The organism is Amycolatopsis sp. FBCC-B4732 (genome assembly GCF_023008405.1).
GTDB classification, from domain to species: domain Bacteria; phylum Actinomycetota; class Actinomycetes; order Mycobacteriales; family Pseudonocardiaceae; genus Amycolatopsis; species Amycolatopsis pretoriensis_A.
The window spans coordinates 443,352-460,809 of the sequence record NZ_CP095376.1 but is presented as its reverse complement, the minus strand read 5'-3'; the positions used below and the strand labels follow the sequence as shown (position 1 = coordinate 460,809).

The following is a 17,458-nucleotide window of genomic DNA, read 5'->3' as shown; positions in this document are numbered from 1 at the left end:
GGCCTCACTCCAGACTTTCCCGCAGCTTCCGCTTCAGGATCTTCCCCACCGGGTTGCGGGGCAAGGCATCGGCGTACTCGAGCCGTTCGGGCAGCTTGAACGCGGCCACCTTCCGCTCGCGCAGGTACGCGACCAGGTCGTCGAGCGACGGCTTGCGCGCGCCGGGGACGACGACCGCGCACACCCGCTCCCCCATGACGTCGTCCGGCACGCCGATCACGCCGACGTCGGCGACGTCCGGGTGCCCGGCCAGCAGGCCCTCGACCTCGGCCGGCGAGATGTTGACGCCGCCGCGGATGACCAGGTCCTTCGTCCGGTCGACGTACCGCAGGAACTCGCCGCGCTCGCCGGCGATCTCGAAGACGTCGCCGGTGCGGAAGTGCCCGTCCTCGTCGAAGGACGACGTGTCGAGCGGCTCCCCCACCGCCGTGAGATACCCGGCGAACACCGTCGGCCCGGCGATGTGCAGTTCACCGGGGCGCCCGGGTTCGGTCACCCGCTCGCCGGTGACCGGGTCGTGCAGCCGCACCGACGTCCAGCCGGCGACGGGCGTCGACCACGTGACGGCCGAGGCGTAGTTCGGGAAGTAGCTCGCGCGCTGGTCCGGGTCGGGGATGTCGACCGGGCCGGACAACAGCGCGGTGCCTTCGTTGGAGCCGAAGAAGTTGATGATGTCGATGCCGTAGCGCTCGGCCCAGGTGCGCACGAGCCACGGCGAAAGCGGCGCCGAGCCCGAACCGATCTTGCGCAGCGCCGAGAGGTCCACTCCGGACAGGATCTTCTCGTTGTGCAGCAACATGGTCAGCAACGCCGGTGGCGCGAGCGTGTACGTCACGCGTTCGGCGGCGAGCTGCCCCAGGAACACCGGCAGGTCGAACGGGTGGTGCGGGACGAACACGGCGCCGGTCAGCAGCCAGGGCAGGAACATGCCGCCGATGCCGGCCATGTTCGTCATGGGGAACGGCGAGAGCAGGACGTCGTCGCGGGTCATCCCCGCGGCCTGGACGCAGCCGCCCGCCGTCGCGAGCCAGTCGCCGTGGCAGCGCGGGACCGCTTTCGGTTCGGCTTCGGTGCCGGACGTCCAGCAGATCGTGACGCATTCGTTGACCTCGGTGTCGAGTGTGGACAAATAATAGTCCAAAGTGGATCGCTCCACTGCGGACAGCGGTTCTTCGGGCCAGGCCAGGGCGCCGGCCGGTTCGTCGTCCCCCCGGGCGACGACGAACCGGACCGACGGCGCCGAAGCGCCTTTTAGCCCAAGGGCCGCCCCGGCGAGCTCGTGCTCGCCGTATCTGGATGCGGTCACCACGGCGACAGCTCCGGTGCGCCGGCACATCGGACCCATCTCGTGCTCCCGGTAGGACACCGGGAACGGGGTGACCACCGCACCGATCCGGACGATCGCGAGGAACGCCTGCACCAGGGCCGAGCAGTTCGGCAGCTGCACGGCCACTACGTCACCTGCTCGCACCCCTCTGGCGAGCAGGAACGCGGCCAGGACGTCGACGCGTTCGTCGAGCCGGTTCCAGGTCCACCGCACCGGGTCGCGTCCGACCAGTGCGGTGGTGTTCGGTGGATCGACCAGCGCGAGACCCTCCGGGTCGGCACTGACCCGCTCCTTCACGAGCTGGTCGATCGTCTCCGCACTCCACCATCCCCGCGTCCGGAAGTCCCGGGCGCGACCCTCTCGATGGCATCTCATGAACGGAGGTTTTCCAGCTGGTCCGCCCGGACCCAGGTCGCGTGAAAACCGAGCGGAACCCGCTGGGGCAACAGGACCCTGGCCACGGGTCCGGCAGCGAGATCGGCGGCGTCGAAGATGTCCAGTTCGGAGCGTCCCTCACGCTCGTCCTGCACGAACGTCACCAGATGACCGTCCGCCGAATCGGCGGCCGCTCCTTCGCGGGGTGCGAACGGAGCCTCACTGCCCCACCGGCCGGGACCGAACCGGTATTCGGTCTTGGCGCCGGCAAGATTGTCGTAGCGCACGAGCCCGTCGAACTTCAGCGTCGACTCGGGCGAGATGTGCACCGCGTAGGAGTACCGGTTCCGCTTGCCGACCCCGCGGGAGTCGACGGTCGGGAACTCGGTGTTGGCGTCGTCGAGCGCCTCTTCGCGGCACGCGCCGGTCCGCAGGTCGAAGCGGTAGCGGTGCAGCTGGGCGTCGAGCCGCAGGTAGGAGAGCATCTTCGCGAGCGGCGTGTGCGCGTCGGGCCGGGGAGCCGGCTTCCGCACGCGGCAGACGTCGAGGATGACCTCGTCGCCCTGCTCCCAGGCGTTGACGACGTGGTAGATGTAGCACGGGCTCGCTTCGAACCAGCGGATCTGGCTACCGTTCCCGTAGCGTGGCAGCACGCCGAAGCGGCTCGGCATCGAGCGGTCGAAGTGCAGCTTGTGGCGGCCCAGCTTCGCCGCGTGCTGGTCCTGGACCAGCGGCAGGTCCATCAGCACCGCGTAGCGCTCGGTGATGGCCATGTCGTGCGGCAGGCGCGGGCCGGGCAGCTCGATCTCGGTGGTGTTCACGACCTTGCCGTCCGCGCTGATCACGCCGTAGCGCAGGTACGGCGGGCGCGGGCCGTAGTCGAACCAGAACAGCTCGCCGGTGGCCTCGTCCACCTTGGGGTGGGCCATCATGTCGCCGACCAGCGTGCCGAGGAAGTCCTCGGCCCCCAGCGTCTCCAGCGAGAGCGGGTCGATGCCGTACGGCGAGCCGCACAGGTACCAGGTGGCCAGGATGCGGCCGCGGTGGAAGACGACGTCGGTGTTGGCGTTGTCCTTGAGGCCGAGGCCGTGCGCGTTGCCGAAGGGGTTGCCCTTCGGGTTCTCCATGACGCCGGTCCAGAGCGCTTTGCCGGCCGCGGACTCGGCTTCGAAGGCCTTGGTGCGGATCCAGCGGTTGCGGTAGCGGGCCTTGCCGTTCTCCAGGTGGACGGCGTGGATCATGCCGTCGCCGTCGAACCAGTGGTAGCGGCCTTCCGGGGCGAACCGCGGGTTGGGACCGTTGCGCAGGTAGACGCCGTTGAGGTCCTTCGGGATCTCGCCGATGACCTGCAGGTCTTCCGCGTCGATCTCGGTGCCGACCGGGGCGTAGACGCCGAGCAGGTAGGGGTTGGGCTCCTCGGCCGCGTCCGCCGTCCGGGCCACCATGAGCGGCTGTTCGGAGGTGCTGGTCATCGGGCTGCTCCCTGGCTGTCGGGCTCACCGCGCTGGCTGATGGGGACGAGACTATGATTTGTGTAGTCAGGTGTCAATAGGCTTCTCTAGGTGTAGTCAGGTGTTACCCTGAGGCCGCTGAACAAGGGGGGAAAGACGGTGACCGAGGCGACCGCACACCGCGTCCGGCCGGCGGGGGATCCGCTCCGCAGGGCGCTGGAGCTGGTCGGCGACCAGTGGACGCTGCTCATCCTGCAGAGCCTGTTCCTGCGCTTCCGGCGCTACGAGGAGCTTCGGCTGCGGCTGGGCATCTCGCCGACCGCGTTGTCGGGGCGGCTGCGGGACATGGTCGAGGCGGGCATGCTCACCCGCGTCCCCTACCGCGACGCGCGCCGCACGCGGCACGAGTACCGGCTCACCGAACGCGGCCTGGAGCTGTGGCCGCTGCTGATCTCGATCTGGGCGTGGGAGCGCGAGTGGGTCGAAGGCCGCCGCGAGGTGCTGCCGACGCTGATCCACCTCGACTGCGAGCTGGCTACATCAGCGCCACTGGGCTGCGCGGCCTGCGGGCGGCGGGTCGACGCCCGTGACGTGCGGGCCGAGCGCCTCGACAGCACCGGCGTCGCGGCGGCGACGGCGTCCAAGCGCTTCCGCCGCAAGGACGCCGAATCCCTGGCCGGGGACCCGACGATGTTCTTCCCCGACACGATGGAGCTGCTCGGGGACCGCTGGTCGACCGGCCTGCTGGTGTCGGCGCTGCTGGGCTGCCGGCACTTCTCGGAGTTCGAGCGCGAGCTGGGGATCGGGCCGAGCGTGCTGTCGGGCCGGCTGAGCAAGCTCGTCGAGGTCGGCGTGCTGCGGACCGGGACGGCGAAGACCCGCACCGACGCCCGCGACTACCGCCTCACCGCGAAGGGGCTGGCGTTCTTCCCGGCGCTGGCGTTCATCGCCGAGTGGTCGCGGGGCTTCGAGGTGACCGGCCAGGAGCCGGACATCACGCTGCACCACGTCGAATGCGGCAACCGGCTGCGGCCGATCCTGCTGTGCGACCACTGCGGCCGCCCCCTGACGCGCAAGTCGGTGCAGTTCGGTGGAGTTCCGTCCCCGAAACGCTGAAATCGACTCGCCAAGCCGGTGCGCGACTGACAGGCTGGAGCGGTCACACGTCGTCGTTTCCGGAGGTAGGCATGAGTGAACCGAACCCGTCGCCCAGCGGCGAGGAGGAGGACGACGTCAAGCGCAAGTTCCGCGAAGCGCTGGAGCGCAAGCAGGCCCACGCCCGCTCCGGCGCCTCCCACGAGAACGGCGGCGGCAAGAACCAGCACGCCCACGGCCCGGCGGCGAACAAGCGGACGTTCCGCCGCAAGAGCGGCTGATCCGGCCTTCGTGAAGGCCACCCCGAGGAACTCCACGTTCCTCGAGGTGGCCTTCACGGCGTTCAGGGGACGAACGAGCCGAGGTGGTCCAGGACCACGAACCGGCTGGTGGGGCTCGCGGCGGTGACGGCGGTGCGCAGCGGCTCCAGCCCACCTGCGTCGACGACCTTGCCGAGCGGCTCGTCGAAGTCGTCCCAGTGGGTCGCCGCCACGTAGCGGGGGTGGCCGAGGGCCGTGAGCAGCCGCGGCACGTACTGCGTCACCTTCGCGCCGCCCGCCGGGAGGCACACGACGTCCGGGCGCAGGCCCGCCACCTCGGACTCGACGTAGTTCGAACCGCCGAAGTTCAGCACGCTCGCGCCCGCGCCGGTCACCTGGTAGGCCAGCGTCCCGCCCTCCACCAGGTCCTCGATCACGCACGGCCGGTCCCGGCGCGACAGCGGCCGCGAGCCCGGGAACGCCACCCGCGCCCGTTCGCCCGTCGCCGAGTGCAACGAGCGCAGGACGCGGATCGAGTAGCCGTCGAACGTCAGGTCTTCGCCGCCGCTCGCGACCGCCAGCTGGTCCTCCGGGGCACCCAAAGCGGCCATGAGACTCAAATGAGTCTCGGTGCCGATGACCGTCGCGCCGGTGCGTTTGGCCAGGTAGGGGACGTCGGTGAGGTGGTCGTAGTGGCCGTGGGTGACGAGGATGTGGTCCGCGCGCAGTTCGCCGCGGTCGAGGAAGCCGTCGATCAGCGAGCGGTTGACCGACAGCGGCGTCTTCGGGTTCGCACCGGCCTGGGTGTAGGTGCCCGTCTTGAACCGCGTCAGCCACGGGTCGACGAGGATCGTCTTCGCCCCGGCGCGGATCTCCCAGCCGTTGTTCCCCCACCACCGCAGCGTCATCCCCGACGTACCCGAAGCCGCGGCCGCCGCCGGTCCCGCGCCCGCCAGGATGGCCGCCGCCGCGGCACCCGCGCCGAACAGCCCGCGCCTGTTGAATCCCATGTCCATATCGGACACCCGACCATGAACCGCGGACCGCTGTCCAAGATCGATCCGCCGGCATGTCGATAGGGGTACGGCTATCGTCGCAGCGTGGACCACCTCCGTTCGCTGCGGTACTTCCTCGTCGTCGCCGACGAACTCCACTTCGGCCGTGCGGCGGAGCGGCTCGGCATCGCGCAGCCGCCGTTGAGCCAGCGTGTCAAGCGGCTCGAAGCGGAGCTGGGCGCGAAGCTGTTCGACCGCGGCCGCCGCGTCACGCTCACCGAAGCCGGCGAAGTCCTGCGCGCCGAAGCCCGCGACCTGCTTGCCCGGTGGGACCGGATGACGTCGCTGGTCGCGAAGGCCGAGCGCGGCGAGCTGGACGCGGTGCGCGCGGGCGTGCCCCCGGAGCTGCCCGGCGGTGTCCTCGCCGGCATCCTGACGGCGTTCGCCGCGCAGCACCCGGCCGTCCGGCTCGACCTGCAGGAGCTGACGACCGCCGAGCAGACCCGGCTGCTCGCGGACCGGTCGCTGGACGCGGGCCTGCTGCAGCTGCCGGTCGACGTCGTCGACCTGGAGCTCGGCCCGGTGATCGACACCCCGCTGGGCGTGGTCCTCCCCCGCGATTCCCCGCTGGCCCGCCGGAGTTCGCTTTCCCTGGCCGACCTCGCGGGCGAAGGCCTGGTGCACGCCCCGCGCGCGGCGGCCCCGGGCAGCTATGACGCCCTCCTGCGCACGTGCTGGGACCACGGCTTCCGCCCGGCGTCGATCCGCCACGCACGCAACCCGGAGTTCGCGCTGGGCCTGGTGCTGGCCGGCCACGGCGTCGCGTTCGAACCGGGCCCGCGCAAGGAACCGCGCGTGGTGTGGCGGCCGCTGGAGGGCGAGGTGCTGCGCTCGCGGATGGCGTTCGCCTGGCCCCCGGCCAGCCCGCACCCCCAAGCCGCGAAGCTGGCCGAGCTGGCGGCGGCGGTGCTCGAGGGTGACGGGATCTCCCGGATCGTGCCCCCGAACCCGGTCGAGGCCCGGCCCTGGGACGTCTTCTACCAGACCTCGTGAGTGTTCAGGGCGGTTAGAACCGCCCTGAACACTCACGAGCCGCGGAGCTGCTCGACCGCCACCCGGGCTGCGTCCCCGATCGCCCGGTCGATGTCCGGACGTCGGAGCGTCTCCGCGCCGCCCACCGTGAACGCTGCGACCGCGTACGCGAGCCCGTCCGGGTAGGTCGCCACGCCGATTTCGTTGCGGATGCCCGGCATCGTGCCCGTCTTGCCCGCCACCGCGACCTCCGGCGGGAAGCCCGCCGTCAGCCGGTGCCAGCTCACCTGGGCCGACATCCACTCGCGCACCGGGACGCCCACCGGATCGGCCCAGATCGCCGCCAGCAACGCGGTCATCTCGCGCGGGGTGCTCGCCGTCGTCCGGCGGGGATCCAGCGCCCGCAGCGGCCGCCCGGCCTCGGTGTCCTCGATGATCGTGCGCAGTAGGTCACGCGGGGCGCCGATGACCGACGTCCGCGACAGGCCCAGCTCGGCCAGCAGCGAGCGCACGTTCGCCACGCCCACCCGGTCGAAGAGCAGGTCCGCTGCCGTGTTGTCGGACACCGACAGGGCCAGCCGGGCCGCGTCGCGCAGGCTGTAGGAGACGTCGTCGGCGAAGCCCGCCGAGCCACTGCCGCCCAGGCGGTCCGCGGCGGTCGCGCGCACCTGGTCGGCCGGGTCGAGCAGCCCCGCCGAGACCTGCCGGGCGAACTCGTAGGCCAGCGCCACCTTCACCACCGACGCCAGCACGACCGGCTCGTCGGCGCCGAGGCAGAACTCGAGGGAGGAATCGAGAGGGCGGGCGTGCAGGAACCCCTGCACGCCCGCCGTCGCGAAGATCTCTTCGGGGGAAGGACTCACCCGGCCATGATGGACCGCAACCTGCCGATCTCCGCCATGCGCCGCTCCGCGAGCCGGTCCGCCGCCGTCGCCGGGGGCACGCCTTCGGTCTCGGCCAGCTTGAACACGGCCTTCGTCGTGTCGAAGATCGCGGTCGTCTTGCGCTTGGCGCGGTCGAAGTCGAAGCCGTGGCGCTCGTCGTCGACCTGGATCACGCCGCCGGCGTTGACCAGGTAGTCCGGCGCGTACAGGACGCCGCGGTCGGCCAGCTGCTTGTCGATGCCGGGGTGCGCGAGCTGGTTGTTCGCCGCGCCGCAGACGACCTGGGCGCTCAGCAGCGCCACGGTCTCGTCGTTGAGCGCGCCGCCGAGGGCGCACGGGGCGAAGACGTCCAGCTCGGTGCGCAGCAGGGCGTCCACATCGGACACCACGCGGACGTCGGGGTAGATCGACCGGGTGCGCTCGATCGCCGGGGCCCACACGTCGGTGATCGTCACCTGCGCGCCGGCCGCCACCAGGTGCCCGACGAGGATGTGCCCGACCTTGCCGACGCCGGCCACGCCGACGCGCTTGCCCGCGAGGTCCGGGCTGCCCCAGAGGTGCTCGGCCGAGGCCCGCATGCCCTGGTAGACGCCGAACGCGGTGAGCACCGAGGAGTCGCCCGCGCCGCCGTCCTCCGGCGAGCGGCCGGTGACGAAACGGGACTCGCGGGCCACGATGTCCATGTCCTGCACGTACGTGCCGACGTCGCACGCCGTGATGTAGCGGCCGCCGAGGGACTGCACGAAGCGCCCGAACGCGCGCAGCAGCGCTTCGGACTTCAGCGTCTTCGGGTCGCCGATGATGACGGCCTTGCCGCCGCCGAGGTCGAGGCCGGCCAGCGCGTTCTTGTAGGCCATGCCCTTCGACAGCGCGAGCACGTCGTCGAGTGCGTCCGCTTCGGTGGCGTAGGGGTGGAAGCGCGTCCCGCCCAGAGCGGGGCCCAGCGCCGTGGAGTAGATGCCGATGATGGCCTTGAGGCCGCTGGCTTCGTCGTGGCAGTACACGACCTGTTCGTGCCCGGTGCCCCGGGTGAACACTCCTTCGGTCACGGTGGTGACTCCTTTGTCTCCCGCGCCCGGTTCGTGGCCGGGACGCGCTTCAAGGTTTCCAAGGGCGCGGGGCGGAGGTCGTCCGCCCGAGTGCGATTTCCCCGGATCAACCTAGATCCCCGCCGTCCGCCGGACCAGTGCAGGTCCCGCGATACGGACCGGTAACCCCCGGGTTAGGGGGTACCTGAGGGGGTCAGCCGCGGACCACCCGCCCGAGTGCGGCCATCGCCGTCTCCAGCTGGGTGTCCGAAAGGTACGGTGCCGGGCCGAAGCGCAGGTACGCCCCGCGGCTGTCGGTGCGGACACCTTGCTTGGCCAGCGCGGCCTGCAGACCGCCCGCGTCGGCGCAGCGCAGCGAAAGGAAGCCGCCGAGCCGGTCCAGCGGCGTCTCCCGGTCGCACGTGACGACGTCCGCGGGCAGGGCGAGCGAGTCGAACACCGACGCGAGCAGGCCCACCTGGTGCTGCGAAACCTCGCGGAGGAACTCGGGTGTGAGGCCCTGCTCGGCGAAGAACCGCTGGACCCGGGCGCCGCGGTAGTGGCTGGCCGGGTCGTAGGTGGCGCCGGCGAAGCGGTCGCCGCCGGTGGCGTAGGCGACCTTGCCGGGGTTGCGTTCGTCGGCCAGCGCCCCGAACTCGGCGTACCAGCCGGTGATCACCGGCCGCAGCTCCTGGGCGTGCGCGGGCAGCCGCAGGAAGCAGTTGCCCTCGCCGAGCTGCAGGTACTTGTAGCCGCCGCCGAGCACCCAGGCGTTGGTGAGCCCGAGGTCGTGCAGCGGGAACGGCACGACGCCGAGCGCGTGGTAGGCGTCGACGACGAGCTCGATCGAGCGGTCGCGGCAGACGTCGGCCAGGTGCGCGAGCCCGGGCACCAGCCGCGACGTCTCGAACAGCACGGCCGAGACGAGCACCGCGGCGGTGTCGTCGTCCACCTCGGCGGCGACGCGCTCGGCCAGCGTGGGCACCGGGTCGAGCGGCACCCGGACGATCTCGACGCCCTCCTCCTCGAGGCGGGCGAACTGGCGGCGCAGGGTGTGGAACTCGCCGTCGGTGGTGACCAGGCGGGGTCTTCGCGGCAGCTCCATCGCGGACAGGAACCGCAGCACCAGGTCGTGCGTGCTCGCGCCGAGCGCGTACTCGCCGTGCGGGTCGCCGAGCAGCAGCCGGAACCCGGCGCGCAGCTCGTCGGCCTTTGCGAAGGCGCGCTCCCACTTCGCGTCGACGTCGCGGGCGGCGTCCGCGAAGGACTCCAGCAGGCCCTCCTCCGCGACGTCCGGCCAGGCCTGGTGCGAATGCCCGGACAGCAGCAGCCGATCGGCCACCGCGAACCGGGAGTAGTGCGCGGCCAGCGCGTTGTGGTCCGCGCGGACGTCGTCGAGGGTGGTCACAGTCGGCTCCGTACTGCCCAGAGATCGGGGAACATCGGCTGGAAAAGCGTGGTGCGCAGGTAAGTCGCGCCGGACGATCCCCCCGTTCCGGTCTTGTCGCCGATGGTGCGTTCGACCATCTTCACGTGCCGGTAGCGCCACTCCTGCATCCCTTCGTCGAGATCGACCAGACATTCCGCGACGACCGACGGTCCGCCGTCGTCGCTGTACACGTCCAGCAATATCGCCTGCAGGGCCGGGGACGGCTCCACCGGTCGAGTGACGTCTCGGTCACACTCGACGGGATAGCCAGAAGCCTTGAGGTACGCCAAAAAAGAGTCGAACAACGAGGGCCGCGCCATCGCCTCGGCAATGCCTTTGCGCTGCTCGCCGCCCTCCGGGTAGTGCGCGAACACGCGCTCGTCACGCCGCCCGAGCACGGCTTCCAGCTCGCGGAACTGGGCCGACTGGAAGCCGCTCGACGCGTCCAGCCGCGCGCGGAAACTCGTGAACTGGCTGGGCGTCATCGTTTCCAGCACGTCGATCTGCGCGACGGCGACCTTGAGGATCGTGAGGATCCGGCGCAGTGTGCGGATCGAATGGGCGGTGTTGCCCGCTTCCAGGTTCTGCTGCAGGAATTCCGCCTCGTGCAGGATCTGCTTGAACCACAGCTCGTACACCTGGTGGATCACGATGAACAGCAGTTCGTCGTGCTCGTCCGACCGCAGGCGCTGAGCGCCCAGCACCTCGTCGAGCGCGAGGTACGAGGTGTAGCTCAAGGCTTCCTGGGTCATTTGGCCGGGTTCGGTCATCCTCGGGTCACCTCGTCGAAGTGGCGCTGCGCGGGGTCCGCGAGCGCGGCGTACAGATCGTGGAACAACTCGACTGCGGCCGCCCGGCGATCCGGTGCGGGCACCAGGTCGGCGGGCAGTTCCGGGTCGAGGGACGGGAACGCGCGGAAGGTGTGCACCAGGCGGGTGCGGACCTCGAACGCTTCGGGGTCCGGGGGCTCGCGGCCCGCGTACCCGCCGAACTGCTCGACGAACCCGGTGTACCGGGCGGCCAGGTCGTCGAGGTCCCAGGCCCGGCCGGCGAACCGGCGGACGTCCAGCGCGGCCGACGGCCGGCCGAGCAGTAGCCCGGCGTGCTCGGTGACGTCGAGCTCGCCGAGCAGGGCGAGCACCTCGGCCTCGCGGTCGTGCGGGGCGATCCAGGTGCCGTCCTGATAGGGCCCGAAGCCGAGGAACCGCAGCCGCCGGACCAGGCGTTCCCGGGCTTGGCGGCGGCTCTCCGGGATGCTCTGCCACAGCACGGTCCACTCGCCCGCGGCGCGCTCGCGGCGGCCGAGGGAGAAGATCCGCCGGTCGCCGTCGGCGAGCAGGGCGATGCTGCGCCGGGTCAGCGAGTAATGCACGGTGCGGCCTTCGCGGTGCCGCTGCAGCAGGCCGCGGCGCACCAGGCGGGTCAGCGCGATGCGGGCCGCGCCGTCGGAGAAGCCCAGCTCGGCGAGCACCGCGACCAGGCCGCCCGACCACACCCGGCGGGTTTCGCGCGGGTGCACGTAGCTGCCCAGCAACGTCACGACCAGGTCCTGGGGACCGGTTTCGAAGGCGTCGACGGGCATGGGCGCAACTCTATACACCTCAGGCCGCTGCGGTGTAGCTTGATTTGCGTGACGTACTTCGCGGACCTCACCTCCCGGCAGGTCGCCGCCCTCGCGGACGGCCCGCGCGTGCCGGTGCTGCTGCTCCCGCTGGGTGCGATCGAGCCGCACGGGCCGCACGCGCCGCTGGGCACGGACCCGCTGATCTCCCGCGGGATGTGCGAGCGCGCGGCCGAGCGGCTGGCCGCCGACGACGATGTCCACGTGCTGGTGCTGCCCGAGGTCCCCTACGGCGTCACGCGGTTCGCGACCGGGTTCGCCGGCGGCGTCCACATCGGCGAAGAGACGCTGCACGCCTTGCTGGTGGACATCGGGGCCGCGCTGATCGGCCAGCGGTTCCGCCGGATCCTGCTGGTCAACAACCACTTCGAGCCCGCGCACCTGGTCACGCTGCGGCGGGCGGTGGAGACGCTCAACTTCGCCTACGACGGGCGCGCGGCGTTGCTCGACCTGGTCCGGCGGCGGCACGCGGCGCGGCTGACCGAGGAGTTCCGGTCGGGCGAGTGCCACGCCGGGCGGTACGAGACGTCGCTGGTGCTGGCCGACCGGCCCGAACTGGTGGACCAGCCGCTGATGCGGACGCTGCCGCACGTGCCGGTGAGCCTGGCTTCGGCCCCGTCCGACGGCGGCTTCCTCGAAATGGGGATGACCGACGCGTACTGCGGGAAGCCCGCCGAGGCGACTCCGGAAGAAGGCGCCGAGACTTTCTCGACGTTGACCGACCTGCTGGTGGAAGCGATCCGGGAGCTGGCCCGTGAGTGAGCCGTTCAACCTCGCCACGCACTTCCTCGACCGGCACGTGGCTTCGGGCCGCGGCGCGCGAACGGCGTTGCTCGTCGGGGACCGCTCGGTCAGCTACGCGGCGCTGGCGGGGCTGGCCAACCGCGCCGGGCACGTGTTCCGAGACGCCGGTGTCCGAAGAGGACAGCGGGTCCTGCTGGCGCTGAGCGACGGCGAGGAGTTCGTCGCGGCCTGGTACGGCGCCCAGAAGATCGGCGCGGTCACCGCCGAGGTCTACCCGTTCCTGCAGCCCAAGGACTACGCGTACTACCTCGGCTACACCGAAGCCGTCGCGGTGCTCGCCGACGCGGTCACGCTGCCCGCGTTGCGCACGGCCGGCGCCCGGAACCTGCTGGTCACCGGGGTTCCCGAGAGCGAGCTGCTCCCCGGCGAACGTCCCTTCCGGACGTTGCTCGACGCCGCGCCGGACACGCTGGACGCCGCACCGACCACTGTGGACGACATCGGGATCTGGAAGTTCACCACCGGCAGCACCGGCGCGCCCAAGGCGTGCGTGCACCCGTTGCGCAGTCCCAAGGAGAGCTTCGAACGGTACGCCGTCGAAGTCCTCGGTCTCCGCGAAGACGACCGCGTTCTCGCCGTGCCCAAGCTGTTCTTCGGTTACGCGCGCGACCTCGTGGCGTTGTTCCCGTTCGGCGTCGGCGCCGCCGGTATCGCGTTCCCCGAGCGCAGCACCGCCGACCTGATCTTCGAGCTGATCGCCCGGCACCGGCCGACGGTGCTGGTCAACGTGCCGACCATGATGAGCGCGATGGTCGCCCAACCGGCCGCGGCGGAGCAGGACCTGAGCTGCCTGCGGATGACGACGTCGGCGGGCGAGGCGCTGCCCTCGGAGCTGCACCGGAAGTGGGACGCGGCCTTCGGCGTGCCGGTCGTCGACGGCATCGGCTCGTCCGAGGCCTACCACATCTACCTGTCGAACCGGCCGGGACAGGCCCGCGCCGGCACCCTCGGCACGGCCGTCCCCGGCTACACCGCCGAGGTCGTCGACGAGCTGGGGAACCCGTTGCCCGACGGCGAAATCGGGCCGCTGCGGGTGACCGGGCCGACGATCGCGCTGGAGTACTTCGGCGACCCGGAGAAGTCCGCGCGCACGTTCGACGGCGACACGCTGACCTCCGGCGACCTCTTCAGCAGGTCCGGCGGGTACTTCCGCCACCACGGCCGCGCCGACGCGCTGCTCAAGGTCGGCGGCGTGTTCGTCGCGCCCGGCGAGATCGAGGACTGCCTGCTCGGCCACGGGTCGGTGGTGGACTGCGCGGTCGTCGGGCACGAGACCGACGGCCTGGTCGTGCCGCGCGCGTACGTCGTGGTGCGGGAACCGGTGTCCGCGGCCGAGCTGAAGGACCACGCGAAAGCCCACCTGGCCAAGCACAAGTACCCCCGCGAGGTGGTGTTCGTGACCGAACTTCCCCGTACCGCCAACGGAAAGCTCGACCGGCGCGCACTGGCGGCCCGCCCGTGAGCCGCCTGGTCGTGGTCACCGGCGGCACCCGCGGCATCGGCGCGGCGATCGCCGCGCGGTTCCGCTCGCTCGGCGACACCGTGCTGGCGCCCGGCAGCGCCGAGTGCGACGTCACCGACGAAGCGGCCGTCACCGCGTATTTCGCGGCGGCGGGCCCGGTGGACGTGCTCGTCAACAACGCCGGGATCTCTTCCAGCGCCCCGGCCGCCCGGACCACTTCGGACGATTGGCACCGCCAGCTCGAAGTCAACGCCACGGGCGCGTTCTTCTGCACCCGAGCGGTTTTGCCCGGGATGCGCGAGCGCGACCGCGGCCGGATCGTCACGGTCGCTTCGACGGCCTCGCACGTCGGCTACCGCTACACGGCCGCCTACACGGCGTCGAAGCACGCGGCGCTGGGTCTCGTGCGCGCGGTGGCGGCGGAGCTGGCCGGCACCGGCGTCACGGCGAACGCGGTGTGCCCGGCGTTCGTCCGCACCGACATGACGGCGTCCTCGGTGGCCCGCATCCGGGAACGCACGGGCCGGTCGCCCGACGACGCCGAAGCGGCGCTGGCGGCGGCGTCCCCGCTCGGCCGGCTGCTCGAACCTTCGGAGGTGGCGTTCGCCGTCTCCTTCCTGGCGGCCCCGGAAGCCGCCGCGATCAACGGCCAGACCCTCGTACTCGACGGCGGAGGAATCCAGTCATGAGCCCGTTCCGCGCGACCGCACCGCTGACGAAGGAGTGGGCGCACTTCGAGTTCACCGTGGACAGCGGGGTCGCCACGGTCACCTTCACCCGGCCCGAAAAGCTGAACGCGCTGACCTTCGACGTCTACGCCGACCTGCGCGACCTCGTCCTGGAGCTGCCGCAGCACGAAGACGTCCGGGTGCTGGTGATCACCGGGCAGGGCCGCGGCTTCTGCTCCGGTGGCGACGTCGAAGAGATCATCGGCGAGCTGCAGAAGTTCGAGACGGCGGAGCTGCTGGAGTTCACGCGCATGACGGGCGCGGTGGTGAAAGCCCTGCGCGAGTGCCCGATCCCGGTGATCGCCGCGGTCAACGGCGTCGCGGCGGGCGCGGGTTCGGTGATCGCGCTGGCGAGCGACTTCCGCCTGCTGGCCGAGTCGGCGAAGTTCGCGTTCCTGTTCACGAAGGTCGGGCTGGCCGGCGCGGACATGGGTTCGGCGTACCTGCTCCCCCGCCTGGTCGGGCTCGGCCGCGCGACGGAACTGCTGATCCTGGGCGACAAACTCCCGGCCGCCCGTGCGCTGGAGATCGGCCTGGCGTCCCAAGTGGTCCCGGACGCCGAACTGGCGTCGACGGCGTCGGCGCTGGCTCGCCGGCTGGCGGACGGCCCGGCGCTGGCGTACGCGACGACGAAGGTGCTGCTGACCCGCGAACTGGACATGGACCTGGGCAGCGCGATCGAGCTGGAAGCGATCACGCAGGCGCTGCTGATGACGGCGAAGGACCACAAGGAGTTCTACGCGGCCTGGTCGGCGGGCCGCGAGCCGCGGTGGACGGGCCGCTAGAGCAGTTCTTCGACGAGCGCGCCGGCCAGGTCCTGGTCCGACCCGATCAGTGCACTGTAGACGATCGGGCCGAACAGCGCGTCCAGCAAGGCATCGGGGCCGAGGCGCGGGGAGATCTCGCCCGCGTCGATCGCGCGCGTGATCAGCTCGCGTTCTCGCTCTCGGCGTGGGCCGAGGTAGCGCTCCTGGAAGCTCGCCGCCGTGGCCGGGTCGTGCTGGGACTGGGCGAGCAGCGTCAGCAGGACCTTGCCCGCCGGGTCGCCGGTGACGAAGCCGGCGAAGGCGTGCAGGTATTCGCGGAGCCCCTTTTCCGGGACCGGCAAGCGCTTGGCGGTGTCCTCGATCAGCGTGTCGAGCAGGATCTCGACCTTCGACGGCCACCAGCGGTAGATCGTCTGCTTGGCGACGCCGGCCTCGCGCGCGATCGCCTCGATGGTCAGCCCGCCGAACCCGTGCTCGACGAGCAGGTCGTCGGCGGCGTGCAGCACCGCGAGACGCGCGGTTTCGTCGCGCCGGTTGCCGGAGCGGGCCCTGGGCGGAGTGGGCATGCGGCCACGATAGCGTGCTACTGTCTAGACGCAACGTCGCGTCTAGACAAATGAGGTTCCCCATGTCCGAAGCACTCGTCATCGGCGCCTCCCGCGGCCTCGGCCTGGTCCTGTCCCGCGAGCTGACCCGCCGCGGCTGGCAGGTCACGGCCACCACCCGCGGCGACGCTCCCCCGGACCTGACCGTCGAAACCCTGGAGATGACCGACCCGGCGCAGCTGGCCGCCCTGCGCGCGCGGCTGAGCGGCAGACGGTTCGACCTGCTGTTCGTGAACGCGGCCGTCGACCGCGGCAACCTGGCGATCGGCGAGGTGCCGACGGAGGTGTTCACCGAAGTGATGATCACCAACGCGTTGAGCCCGGTGCGGGTGCTGGAAGCCTTGCGCGAACTGGTCGTCCCGGGCGGGACGGTCGCGGTGATGTCGTCCGAGCAGGGCAGCATCACGCTCAACACCGAACCCGGCTACGAGCTGTACAAGGCCAGCAAGGCCGCGCTCAACCAGCTGATGCGCAGCTACGCGACCCGGTACGAAGGTGACGGGCACACGAAGCTGCTGATCGACCCCGGCCACAACCGGACGCGTCTCGGCGGCCCGGACGCGCCGCTGGCGCCGGAGGAGTCGATCCCTTCGGTGGTCGACGTTCTCGAGACCCAGGCGGGCAAGCCCGGACTGCGGTTCCTGGACCGGCACGGGGAAACCGTGCCGTGGTAATCACCCCGCGGCGGCGGTGACCGCGACCGCGTTCTCCTCCAGGGAGCCGAAGTACAGCTGCCCCCGCCACTCGCGGACGCCCACCAGCATGTGGAAGCCGTCGATCTCGCCGCGCAGTTCGCGGACCACCTTGCCGTCGGCCGCCACTCCCAGCACGCCCACCTCGCGGCCCGGGCTGGGCTGCAGTGACGTCGGCAGCCGGCGGACACCCGCGCGGAGAAACGCCGGCAGGCGGCGCACCACGTCCAGCGCCGCCACCTTCGGCGAAGCCTGCGTGATCCAGATCAGCCCGTCCGTGCCCGTCGAAATGTTGTCCGGGAAGCCCCACAGGCCGTCGACGAGGACGTCGGCACGACCGTCCGGAAGGGACACCCGTGACACCCGGCACGCTCCCGTTTCGGCCACGGCCACAAAGGACTCGTCCGGGGCCAGTGCCACGCCGTTCGCGAACTGGAGGCCGTCCAGGAGCAGGTCGATCGAGCCGTCCGGGGAGCGGCGCAGCAGTCGGCCGCCCGCGGTCTGCTCGATCAGGTCGTCGCGCCAGTTGTCGATGCCGAAGCGGCGGGACGAGTCCGTGAAGTACACGGTCCCGTCCGCGGCCACCGCCGCGTTGTTGCAGAACACGAAGTCCAGGCCCAGCGCGGAAGTCGCCAGGACCGACGGCGTCCCACCGGCAAGGGGGACGACCAGCAGGCCGGCGCGGGCGTCGCAGATCAGGAGCTCGTCCTCGCCGTACAACTCGAGCCCCAGCGGACGGCCGCCGGTGTCGGCGAGGACGTCGATGCGGCGGCCGTCCGGGGACAGGCGCAGGATGCGGCCGTCGTCGACGCCGGTGTAGATCCGGCCTTCCGCGTCGACCACGACGTCTTCCGGGCCGTGGCCGTTGACCGGGTGGATCGTGACCTCGCCGAACCGCATCGA

At 71.3% G+C, this 17,458-nt stretch carries 18 protein-coding genes; 8 read left to right on the top strand and 10 right to left on the bottom strand.

The features are described 5' to 3' along the window. Window positions 1–4: 4 nt before the first annotated feature. Together MUY14_RS01775 and MUY14_RS01770 are read right to left on the bottom strand one after the other, a co-directional pair. A complete protein-coding gene (locus MUY14_RS01775; RefSeq protein WP_315863254.1) occupies window positions 5–1,702 on the bottom strand; it encodes a class I adenylate-forming enzyme family protein in 1,698 nt (565 codons plus the stop codon). After that, window positions 1,699–3,174: a carotenoid oxygenase family protein gene (locus MUY14_RS01770; protein WP_247020117.1), complete on the bottom strand. Its 1,476-nt coding sequence runs from the start codon at window positions 3,172–3,174 to the stop codon at window positions 1,699–1,701. The genes MUY14_RS01775 and MUY14_RS01770 overlap by 4 nt, the downstream gene beginning before the upstream one ends. 138 nt (window positions 3,175–3,312) lie before the next feature. On the opposite strand from MUY14_RS01770, the gene MUY14_RS01765 reads away from it, so the two are divergent. Both MUY14_RS01765 and MUY14_RS01760 read left to right on the top strand, forming a co-directional pair. Further along, on the top strand, window positions 3,313–4,269 hold the full coding sequence (locus MUY14_RS01765) for a helix-turn-helix domain-containing protein (protein ID WP_247020115.1): 957 nt from the start codon (window positions 3,313–3,315) through the stop codon (window positions 4,267–4,269). A 71-nt stretch (window positions 4,270–4,340) separates the two neighbouring features. Beyond that, window positions 4,341–4,529, top strand: a complete 189-nt coding sequence (locus MUY14_RS01760) for a DUF5302 domain-containing protein (protein ID WP_247020113.1) — start codon at window positions 4,341–4,343, stop codon at window positions 4,527–4,529. A gap of 62 nt (window positions 4,530–4,591) precedes the next feature. On the opposite strand, the gene MUY14_RS01755 is transcribed toward MUY14_RS01760, so the two are convergent. Beyond that, window positions 4,592–5,518, bottom strand: a complete 927-nt coding sequence (locus MUY14_RS01755; protein ID WP_247020111.1) for an MBL fold metallo-hydrolase — start codon at window positions 5,516–5,518, stop codon at window positions 4,592–4,594. A gap of 90 nt (window positions 5,519–5,608) precedes the next feature. On the opposite strand from MUY14_RS01755, the gene MUY14_RS01750 reads away from it, so the two are divergent. Beyond that, window positions 5,609–6,556: a LysR substrate-binding domain-containing protein gene (locus MUY14_RS01750; protein WP_247020109.1), complete on the top strand. Its 948-nt coding sequence runs from the start codon at window positions 5,609–5,611 to the stop codon at window positions 6,554–6,556. A 32-nt stretch (window positions 6,557–6,588) separates the two neighbouring features. Here MUY14_RS01750 and MUY14_RS01745 read toward each other — a convergent pair whose 3' ends face one another. From MUY14_RS01745 to MUY14_RS01725, 5 genes are all read right to left on the bottom strand, one after another. After that, window positions 6,589–7,398 (bottom strand): serine hydrolase, encoded by an 810-nt coding sequence (locus MUY14_RS01745; protein ID WP_247020107.1) that lies wholly within the window; start codon window positions 7,396–7,398, stop codon window positions 6,589–6,591. Continuing rightward, entirely contained in the window at window positions 7,395–8,468 is a 1,074-nt protein-coding gene (locus tag MUY14_RS01740; RefSeq protein WP_247020105.1) for a Glu/Leu/Phe/Val dehydrogenase dimerization domain-containing protein, read from the bottom strand. The genes MUY14_RS01745 and MUY14_RS01740 overlap by 4 nt, the downstream gene beginning before the upstream one ends. Window positions 8,469–8,661: 193 nt before the next feature. After that, window positions 8,662–9,855, bottom strand: coding sequence for a kynureninase (locus tag MUY14_RS01735; RefSeq protein ID WP_247020103.1), 1,194 nt, complete (start codon window positions 9,853–9,855; stop codon window positions 8,662–8,664). Next, window positions 9,852–10,646: a tryptophan 2,3-dioxygenase gene (locus MUY14_RS01730; protein WP_247020100.1), complete on the bottom strand. Its 795-nt coding sequence runs from the start codon at window positions 10,644–10,646 to the stop codon at window positions 9,852–9,854. Before MUY14_RS01730 ends, MUY14_RS01735 begins: the two co-directional genes overlap by 4 nt. Next, complete coding sequence (locus MUY14_RS01725) at window positions 10,643–11,458, bottom strand: PaaX family transcriptional regulator C-terminal domain-containing protein (RefSeq protein ID WP_247020098.1); 816 nt, start codon at window positions 11,456–11,458, stop codon at window positions 10,643–10,645. The genes MUY14_RS01730 and MUY14_RS01725 overlap by 4 nt, the downstream gene beginning before the upstream one ends. Before the next feature lie 48 nt (window positions 11,459–11,506). Here MUY14_RS01725 and MUY14_RS01720 point away from each other — a divergent pair, with 48 nt between their 5' ends. Genes MUY14_RS01720 through MUY14_RS01705 form a run of 4 tightly spaced genes read left to right on the top strand, consistent with a single transcriptional unit; the run spans window position 11,507 to window position 15,276 of the window. Then, window positions 11,507–12,259, top strand: a complete 753-nt coding sequence (locus tag MUY14_RS01720) for a creatininase family protein (protein ID WP_247020096.1) — start codon at window positions 11,507–11,509, stop codon at window positions 12,257–12,259. Further along, complete coding sequence (locus MUY14_RS01715; protein WP_247020094.1) at window positions 12,252–13,763, top strand: benzoate-CoA ligase family protein; 1,512 nt, start codon at window positions 12,252–12,254, stop codon at window positions 13,761–13,763. Before MUY14_RS01720 ends, MUY14_RS01715 begins: the two co-directional genes overlap by 8 nt. Then, window positions 13,760–14,452 carry an SDR family NAD(P)-dependent oxidoreductase gene (locus MUY14_RS01710; RefSeq protein WP_247020092.1) on the top strand — a complete coding sequence of 231 codons (693 nt, stop codon included), beginning with the start codon at window positions 13,760–13,762 and terminating at the stop codon, window positions 14,450–14,452. Before MUY14_RS01715 ends, MUY14_RS01710 begins: the two co-directional genes overlap by 4 nt. Further along, entirely contained in the window at window positions 14,449–15,276 is an 828-nt protein-coding gene (locus MUY14_RS01705) for an enoyl-CoA hydratase family protein (RefSeq protein ID WP_247020090.1), read from the top strand. Before MUY14_RS01710 ends, MUY14_RS01705 begins: the two co-directional genes overlap by 4 nt. Here MUY14_RS01705 and MUY14_RS01700 read toward each other — a convergent pair. Further along, window positions 15,273–15,824: a TetR/AcrR family transcriptional regulator gene (locus MUY14_RS01700; protein WP_247020088.1), complete on the bottom strand. Its 552-nt coding sequence runs from the start codon at window positions 15,822–15,824 to the stop codon at window positions 15,273–15,275. The two genes, MUY14_RS01705 and MUY14_RS01700, sit on opposite strands and share 4 nt — an antisense overlap. A 62-nt stretch (window positions 15,825–15,886) precedes the next feature. Between MUY14_RS01700 and MUY14_RS01695 the strand changes: the two genes are divergently transcribed. Further along, entirely contained in the window at window positions 15,887–16,537 is a 651-nt protein-coding gene (locus tag MUY14_RS01695) for an SDR family NAD(P)-dependent oxidoreductase (protein ID WP_247020086.1), read from the top strand. On the opposite strand, the gene MUY14_RS01690 is transcribed toward MUY14_RS01695, so the two are convergent. Then, complete coding sequence (locus MUY14_RS01690; protein WP_247020084.1) at window positions 16,538–17,455, bottom strand: SMP-30/gluconolactonase/LRE family protein; 918 nt, start codon at window positions 17,453–17,455, stop codon at window positions 16,538–16,540. Between the last annotated feature and the right edge of the window lie 3 nt (window positions 17,456–17,458).